Source organism: Microcoleus sp. PH2017_35_SFW_U_B (assembly GCF_020737865.1).
GTDB lineage: Bacteria > Cyanobacteriota > Cyanobacteriia > Cyanobacteriales > Microcoleaceae > Microcoleus.
In genome coordinates, this window is record NZ_JAEQDE010000095.1 from 38623 (window position 1) to 45251 (window position 6629).

The 6629-nt window shown below is 46.6% G+C and carries 7 protein-coding genes; 6 read left to right on the forward strand and 1 reads right to left on the reverse strand.

Annotated features, from left to right (window positions below; all coding sequences use genetic code 11):
• Positions 1-149: 149 nt before the first annotated feature.
• The 4 genes from folE to rdgB all read left to right on the forward strand — a co-directional run bounded on the left by folE (position 150) and on the right by rdgB (position 4246).
• Positions 150-884 carry a GTP cyclohydrolase I FolE gene (gene folE / locus JGK36_RS25395; RefSeq protein ID WP_293182141.1) on the forward strand — a complete coding sequence of 245 codons (735 nt, stop codon included), beginning with the start codon at positions 150-152 and terminating at the stop codon, positions 882-884.
• A 367-nt stretch (positions 885-1251) separates the two neighbouring features.
• On the forward strand, positions 1252-2676 hold the full coding sequence (locus JGK36_RS25400) for a phosphoglucomutase/phosphomannomutase family protein (RefSeq protein ID WP_293198451.1): 1425 nt from the start codon (positions 1252-1254) through the stop codon (positions 2674-2676).
• A gap of 349 nt (positions 2677-3025) precedes the next feature.
• Positions 3026-3646: a hypothetical protein gene (locus JGK36_RS25405; RefSeq protein ID WP_293182144.1), complete on the forward strand. Its 621-nt coding sequence runs from the start codon at positions 3026-3028 to the stop codon at positions 3644-3646.
• A 15-nt stretch (positions 3647-3661) separates the two neighbouring features.
• On the forward strand, positions 3662-4246 hold the full coding sequence (rdgB, locus tag JGK36_RS25410) for an RdgB/HAM1 family non-canonical purine NTP pyrophosphatase (protein WP_293182146.1): 585 nt from the start codon (positions 3662-3664) through the stop codon (positions 4244-4246).
• 154 nt (positions 4247-4400) lie between these two features.
• On the opposite strand, the gene JGK36_RS25415 is transcribed toward rdgB, so the two are convergent.
• Entirely contained in the window at positions 4401-4739 is a 339-nt protein-coding gene (locus tag JGK36_RS25415; RefSeq protein WP_293182221.1) for a P-II family nitrogen regulator, read from the reverse strand.
• 197 nt (positions 4740-4936) lie between these two features.
• Here JGK36_RS25415 and JGK36_RS25420 point away from each other — a divergent pair, with 197 nt between their 5' ends.
• Positions 4937-5104, forward strand: coding sequence for a hypothetical protein (locus tag JGK36_RS25420; RefSeq protein WP_293182148.1), 168 nt, complete (start codon positions 4937-4939; stop codon positions 5102-5104).
• Positions 5091-6383, forward strand: coding sequence for an MFS transporter (locus JGK36_RS25425; protein WP_293182150.1), 1293 nt, complete (start codon positions 5091-5093; stop codon positions 6381-6383). Before JGK36_RS25420 ends, JGK36_RS25425 begins: the two co-directional genes overlap by 14 nt.
• The last annotated feature ends 246 nt before the right edge of the window (positions 6384-6629 follow it).

The following is a 6629-nucleotide window of genomic DNA, read 5'->3' on the forward strand; positions in this document are numbered from 1 at the left end:
CTTGAGATTGTAGAAAGCTGGATTTTTATCGAATTCAACAATCTTTAAATCTCTCGTTCTATCCCTCAATCGAAAATCGAAAATCGATAGGTATATGCCGAATCGAAAATCGAAAATCGAAAATAGATTCATCCTCACACCAACTTTTTATGACAATTGCATCGAATAACGGTACGAACGGCTCAAACTCAATCTCAACTGACACCATGAAACAGCCCGCAACCGCCGATAACAACTTGCCCCGCATCGCCACTCGACCCGATCGCAATTCCTCCCACGGTCAAGAATCCAACGTTCCGGTAACCTCAGAAATAGGTCAGGAAGAAATGATGGAAGCCGTTCGGACGATGCTGCTGGGAATAGGAGAAGATCCCGAACGCGAAGGATTGCTCAAAACCCCGAAGCGGGTAGCAGAAGCAATGCGGTTTCTCACCAGCGGTTACAGTCAATCCCTCGAAGAACTCCTCAACGGCGCTATCTTTGACGAAGGTCACAACGAAATGGTACTGGTGCGAGATATCAGCGCCTTCAGTATGTGCGAACACCATATGCTGCCATTTATGGGTCGAGTTCACGTCGCTTACATTCCCAACCAAAAAGTAGTGGGACTGAGCAAACTAGCGAGAATTGTCGAAATGTACAGCCGACGATTGCAGGTACAAGAACGTTTGACGCGCCAAATTGCCGAAGCAGTTCAGACAATATTGGAACCACAGGGAGTGGCTGTAGTAATGGAAGCCAGCCATATGTGCATGACGATGCGGGGCGTGCAAAAACCCGGTGCTTGGACAGTGACGAGTGCGATGTTGGGCGTGTTTCAGGAGGAACAAAAAACTCGCGAAGAATTCCTGAATTTGATCCGCCACCAACCGGCATTCTTTTAGACAGTTGACAGTTGACAGTTGACAGTTGACAGTTGACAGTTGACAGTTGACAGTTGACAGTTGTCGGTTGACAGTTGACAGTTGTCGGTTGACAGTTGTCAGTTGTCAACTGTCGGTTGTCGGTTGTCAGTTGTCGGTTGATGACTGCTTACTGCTGACTAATGATGACTTTTAAGCAGCCCCAAAACCGGTACCGTGCCAGGTACACTCGTTAAAAGGAGCTCCCCAAATTTTAGAGTCTTGTTCAAGCTGCCAGATTCAAGGCTGCAAGAAAATCTAAAATCTAAAATCTAAAATCTAAAATAGACTGACGATCGCCAAATAAGCTCATAAAATAGACGAGTGACTTATGGCTTGTGACTAAACGATGAATCCTATTAAATTCGGTACAGATGGCTGGCGCGGCATCATTGCTGACGATTTTACCTTCGATCGCGTAGCGTTGGTAGCTCCCCTAGCAGCACAAGTTCTCGCACAAACCGGCGGCAATAATGCCAGTAGCGGCACTGTAATTGTCGGTTACGATCGCCGATTTCTGGCTGAAGATTTTGCCCTCGCAGCAGCTAAGGCAGTCCAAAACGCCGGATTTGACGTGCTCCTCAGCGAATCCTACGCCCCAACTCCGGCTTTTAGTTTAGCTGCCAAACAATTAAATGCTTTAGGTGCGATCGTCCTGACAGCCAGCCACAATCCAGGCGCATATTTAGGATTAAAAGTCAAGGGCGGATTTGGCGGTTCAGTTTCGCCCGAAGTTACGCAACAGATAGAAGCAAAACTCGAAAATCCGGCGGCACTTTCAGCAACTCCCGGAAAATTGGAAAATTTCAATCCTTGGCCGGCTTACTGCAAAACCTTGCGGGAAATGGTGGATATTGAAGCGATTAAGGGGGCGATCGCATCCGGGAAAATTACAGTATTTGTAGATGTAATGCACGGCGCAGCGGCGGGCGGATTAGCTCAAATATTAGAAGAAACAGTGCAGGAAGTCAACAGCGATCGCGATCCGCTGTTTGGTGGCGGTGCACCGGAACCTTTGCCGCGCTACCTGTCGCAGTTGTTCCGCGTCATGCGGACTCACCAGCGAAAAGCATCTGGTTTGTCGATCGGATTTGTATTTGACGGAGATAGCGATCGAATTGCTGCGGTTGACGGTAATGGCAACTTTCTGAGTTCTCAAATCCTAGTTCCTATATTAATCGAACACTTAGCCAAACGGCGCGGCTTCACCGGAGAAGTCATCAAAACCGTCAGCGGTTCCGACATCATGCCCAAAATTGCCGAACTTTATGGCTTACCATTGTTTGAAACGCCGATCGGTTACAAGTATATTGCCGATCGAATGTTAACCACCCAAGTCCTAGTCGGCGGCGAAGAATCCGGCGGAATCGGCTACGGTACCCACATACCCGAAAGAGACGCGTTGCTATCGGCGCTGTACTTGCTAGAAGCCGTTGTCAAATCCGGGGAAGATTTGAGCGACATCTATCGCCGACTGCAAACAGAAACTAATTTTACTTCAGCTTACGATCGCATTGACTTGCATCTAGCAAGCATGGCAGAAAGAGCGCGTTTGCTGTCGCTGCTGCAAAATCAACCTCTCACAGAAATAGCGGGGAAAGCAGTTGTAGATTGCAACAAAGTTGACGGATATAAATTCCGTTTGGCTGACGGAAGTTGGCTGTTAATTCGGTTTAGCGGTACTGAACCAGTGTTGCGGTTGTATTCGGAAGCTGCGACCTTGAAAGAGGTGATGCAAAACTTGAATTGGGCGAAGAGTTGGGCACAGAATTGAGAAGAGTTTGCCACCGCAGATAAACGCAGATAAACGCGGATGAATTAATATGAAACCTCTCTTTCTCTGTGTTCTCTGCGGCCTCTGTGGTTCAAAAAAATCTTTCTTATTCATAAATCAAAAGTATTGCAGGATGTGCCGCCATTAAAAATCTCTAAATTAGACAAACAATCTTAAAGCAGCGCACCTGACAAAGCTTGATACACAATAATTGTTCGTGCTTGTTTATTCAACAATTGTGTAAGGTGCGTCGCCACTCGAACAGTTGATTTTTATGCAGAGATTTTTAAGAGATCCACACCCTACGGAAGAATGTTGTAAGAGTTTTTAATAATTGGTATAAAAGCAAATGGCATACAGCGATTTCAGCCTTGCGAGAGTCAAAAAAGATTTTGGATTAACTTTAGATGAAACGCGCAATTTATTTGCAGACACAGAACCTGTTACACCATCAGAAATATTAACAACAATTCTCATCGATTATGTGCCACTCGCAACTTTCATATCAACTCAAAAAGCTCGATCGGAATTTTTAATTGCTCCGATTTTGGCAGAAGTTAGGCGAATGTTAAACAAACGAGTTTCTCTTTTCTCAGGTAAAGATTTTATAGTCGATCCAGAAAGAGGTTTGCAAGGGTTTTGCGATTATATCATGAGCGGTTCTCCAGAACAATTATTCATCAGCGCTCCGGTTGTAACAATTTTTGAGGCAAAAAAAGAAGATATTATGGGCGGGTTGGGTCAATGTGTTGCAGCAATGGTGGCGGCTCAATCTTTTAATCAAAATCAAGACACTGAGATCGATCGCATTTACGGCGCGGTGACAACGGGTACTAACTGGAAATTCTTGATTTTGGAGGAAACTACTGTTTATATCGATCAGATCGAATATTATATTCAAGACGTTGATAAGATTTTGGGAATTTTGTTGCAGCCGTTTCACCAATCTTTTGTTAAGATAGATCCGTAATTTTTAACAGAAATAATGACAAATAATAAATTGCTAGTTGTGGCTACGGGCAATCCTGGCAAAGTTAAGGAAATGCAGGTTTATCTTCAGGATTTGGGATGGAAGTTGCAACTGAAACCGGCAGAGTTGGAAATTGAGGAAACTGGCGAGACTTTTATTGCTAATGCTTGTTTGAAAGCTTCGGAAATTGCCAAAGCGATCGGTGAATGGTCGATCGCCGATGATTCTGGTTTAATGGTAGATGCACTCGACGGTCAACCTGGGATTTACTCGGCGCGCTACGGAAAAACCGATGCTGACAGGATATCTCGGCTTCTCAAAGAATTGGGAACCGAACAGAACCGGGGTGCACAATTTGTGTGTGCGATCGCGATCGCCCGTCCCGACGGTACAATTGCCCTGCAAGTAGAAGGAATTTGTCGCGGCGAAATCCTGCACTCTCCTCGCGGTACGGGAGGTTTCGGGTACGATCCGATTTTCTACGTACCCGCACAGCAACAGAGTTTTGCGGAAATGACACCGGAAATTAAGCGATCGCACTCCCATCGCGGTCAAGCATTCCAGGCTTTATTACCACAAATGAAGTCATTAGTCAAGTAATTTCGGAGGGAAAAAGGAAGAAGGAAGAAGTCAGTTGTTATGGGTTATTAGTTATTGGTTATTTGTGATTGATTACCAATGCCCAATGCCCAATGCCCAATGCCCAATGCCCAATGCCCCATTCCCAATTCCCCATTCCCAATTCCCCAGTATTCTAGATTGCCTCCAGGTTCTTTTCTCCCGTCCGAATGCGGATAATTTGTTCTACGGTGGAGATGAAAATCTTGCCGTCGCCAATCTCGCCCGTGCGGGAAGCAGCGATAATTTTATCAACCACCATGTCAACCTGATCGTTTTCGACAACAATCTCGACCTTGAGCTTTTGCAAGAACTCAACAGTGTACTCAGAACCGCGATAGCGTTCTGTCATGCCCTTCTGACGGCCAAAACCTCTAACTTCAGAAACAGTCATCCCCACAATCCCAGCATTGACGAGTGCGATTTTCACTTCGTCAAGTTTAAACGGGCGAATAATAGCTTCAACCTTTTTCAAGTTTCTCACTCCTAACATTACTACGTTCGTTATATTACTTAATCGGCGTGACATCTTTTAAGATCACTGCCAACAGCAACTATTTTGTCAAATATATTACCTTATGTTGTACTCCCGATGAAATAATGCAGGTCAACATTTAACAACATTCCCTGATTTTCCGGCGGTGGTGGCCGTGTGGAGCCGATCGCGCTAGAGTGAAAAAGACCCAAGCCGTCCGTCGCCGATCTGCTAAAACAGAAAAAGAACACAGGAGACAGGATTTTTCGCCGGTTTCCGCTTTGCACAAGTCAGATTTGCACGTATTGCTGAAAACTATAATTGCCAGAAGCGGTCAGTTAAACTATTCCTATGCACCCAGCTAGCCCTCCCCCTGACCGCAGCGGGCTTGATGCCCTACTGAGAAATCGCCCCTTCCTCACCTTGTGGACTGGCCAGTTGTTGGCCCAAGTGGCGGATAAAATCTTTTACGTATTGCTGATTATTCTGCTGAAAACAGGCGATTACCGACCCTGGCCCGTTTCTTGGCAGCATTCGGAAAATTCGATGCTGTCAGCGGTGATGATCGCCTACACGCTACCGGCGATCGTCTTTGGTTCGGCGGCCGGTATCGTGGTAGACCGCTTTTCCAAAAAGCAAATGCTGATCGGCTGCAACGCGATCCGAGCGGTGTTGATTGGATCTTTGCCGTTTTTGCCCAAAACTTTTGTGGTGTTGTTGGTACTCACGTTTTTAGTGTCTACCGTAACGCAATTTTTTGCTCCCGCAGAGGCGGCGGCAATCCCGCTGGCTGTGGGGCGAGAGGGACTGATGTCGGCAAATGCTCTGTTCGCCTCGTCCACAATGGGCGGGATAATTGTCGGAATGACGATCGGCGAACCGATATTTACTTGGCTCAAACACAGCTACGGGCCAGCTTCTCAAGAGTTTTTTCTGGGCGGGTTGTACCTGATTTCAGCAGGTTTGCTCTACTTGATGCACATTAAAGAAAATCGCGGCGGTAGCAGTGGCAAAAATGTTCATCCTTGGCAAGACTTTAAAGAAGGTTTGCGGTATTTGAAGCACAATCGCCTGATTAGCAACGCGATGGTGCAGTTGACGATTTTGTATTCGGTGTTTGCGGCGCTGCAAGTTCTGGCGATCGCACTTTCGGGCAAAATAGGTCTCAAAGAAACTCAATTTGGGTTTTTGCTGGCTGCTGCGGGCATCGGAATGGTCTTCGGCGCGGCGTTTTTGGGCCACTGGGGCGATCGAATGCACAACAAACCTTTGCCATTAATTGGTTTCGTAATGATGGGTTTTGTGTTGGGAATGTTTGCCTTTGTCAGACAGCTTTGGCTGGGATTCGGATTGAGTGCTCTGTTCGGTTTTGGCGCTTCCTTAATTAACGGCCCGATGCAAGCTTTGATTCAAGAAAAAACTCCCGAATCTATGCGGGGAAAAGTCTTTGGCTTGGAGAACAATGCGATTAATATTGCTCTCAGCTTGCCTTTAGCACTGACCGGCCCGCTGACGGATGCTGTCAGCAAAGCCGTGGGATCGGATGACCTCGGCTTGCGGATCGTGCTGCTGAGTTTGGGCTTTTTAGTTCCAGTGATGGGCATGGCAGCTTGGTACCATACCCGCAAAGCCTTAAAGGCGTGACATACCCGACACTCATTTTGTAAACAAATAGAGTGCGGGCTTCCTCTTTCAACGGGAGAGCCTCGACGCGAGCCATCTCTAAGCTGGTCTTATCCTCCCTCCGTAGGTTTCACTCACCCGAAGGTGATCCTAACTAGCAAGATAATCACTTATCTTTTCCGGCAGACTCCCTGTGTCCCAAGGAGTAGAATTGTTGATTTTTTCACCCATCCATCAGCTCTTTTACGGCAAGAAAGGGATTTTGGG